A 1,481-nucleotide genomic window follows, 5' to 3' on the forward strand; every position below is an offset into this window, starting at 1 on the left:
AATACACGACAAAACACATAACCATGAGTATGTTGATCGCTTCAATCGCAGCTTCGAAATACAAAAAGGCGTGAACAAAATATCGATTCGACTTTCCGAAATAAGTGAAGCGCCACAAGGGAGAGCAATGGATATGAAACACATTCAGAGCCTTGCACTTTTCTCAGCAAAACCGGAGCAAGGATTCTCACTGTATTTTGATAATCTAAGACTTGATTAAGCCTGTTGGCTTATGACAAGTAAATGAGGGAGGCCATTCTCCCCGATACATGCCCATCTCGACGAAAAGAATAAAAACGCTCGGACTGAGCAAAGGTACAAAATCCTCCACCGTAGACTTTGCTAACGCCTGCCTTTCGTAAGATCATTCGAGCAATCGCATACAAATTACACATGAGTTTGTCGCTCTCGTTCTCTGGCAAAAACGCAGCATCAAAGTCAGCATCAATCGATACGAACTGATTCTTTACTTCAGCGCCAACCTGAAACCCTAACTGAGAAATGGTCGGTCCCAAATACACCATCACCTCACTCGCATCATCAAACTTAGATAAGGCAGCCTGAATCACGCCATCAGCCATGCCGCGCCAACCAGCATGCACGGCTGCAACACGCTTACCTGCCGAATCGCACATTAATAAAGGCATGCAATCCGCAGTCATAACAACGCAAGCTAGATTCGATCGCATTGTTGTGGAGGCATCCGCTTTTAAAAGACCTGATGGCACTTCATTCAGTTCTAGAACATCCGTGCCATGCACTTGTTCTAACCAAGCAATCGACTCAGCTTCAAGCCCAACCGCGTGCGCAAAGCGCTCTCTATTTTCTTGCACTGCTTCAGGATCATCATCAACATGACCGCCTAAATTCAAAGAATAATATGGCGCTTTACTTACACCGCCGAGCCGAGTCGAAACAAAAGCACGCACGTTCTTCGGCGCGGGCCAATTAGGCTGAATGAGATCTAGTGACACAAACGATTCCTTTTAAGAAAAATATCTACAGTAATGAGCAGTCATCTCGCGAAGTTGAATCGAGTCTTCACTCACCGACATCATCAAGGTTTGCGACAAGCGCCAACAAATGCTGCATGTCTTGCGGCAGGTCTACTTCCCAACTCACTTCTTCTTCGTCTAAAGGATGAATCAAAGTGAGTTTTTTTGCATGCAGCGCCTGACGAGGGAAAGCTTTCAATGCTTCTTTGAATTCAGGACTCGTTCCCGCCGGCACTTTCGAACGTCCTGCGTATGTTCTGTCACCAACAAGCGGATAACCAATGTGCGCCATGTGAACACGAATTTGATGCGTACGCCCAGTCTCTAGCTTCACACGAATATGCGTATGGTGATCGAATTTTTTAACCACGCGATAATGCGTCACGGCATTCTTGCCAAAAGGCGTAACTGCCATTTTCTTTCGATCTCGAGAATGGCGAGCAATTGGCTCATCGACGGTACCACCGCCTGTCATAACTCCCGTTA

At 46.3% G+C, this 1,481-nt stretch carries 3 protein-coding genes; 1 reads left to right on the top strand and 2 read right to left on the bottom strand.

The window, feature by feature from the left end; genetic code table 11:
• Nucleotides 1-220 (top strand): hypothetical protein (locus A3739_RS30700; protein ID WP_231877012.1); only part of this gene is annotated, 220 nt, incomplete at its 5' end.
• A gap of 10 nt (nt 221-230) precedes the next feature.
• On the opposite strand, the gene pgeF is transcribed toward A3739_RS30700, so the two are convergent.
• Together pgeF and A3739_RS04905 are read right to left on the bottom strand one after the other, a co-directional pair.
• Nucleotides 231-974, bottom strand: a complete 744-nt coding sequence (gene pgeF, locus A3739_RS04900) for a peptidoglycan editing factor PgeF (RefSeq protein ID WP_068500532.1) — start codon at nt 972-974, stop codon at nt 231-233.
• Nucleotides 975-1,041: 67 nt separating this feature from the next.
• On the bottom strand, nt 1,042-1,481 hold a 440-nt coding region (locus A3739_RS04905), incomplete at its 5' end, for a pseudouridine synthase (protein WP_231877013.1).

This window comes from Oleiphilus sp. HI0067 (assembly GCF_001635735.1).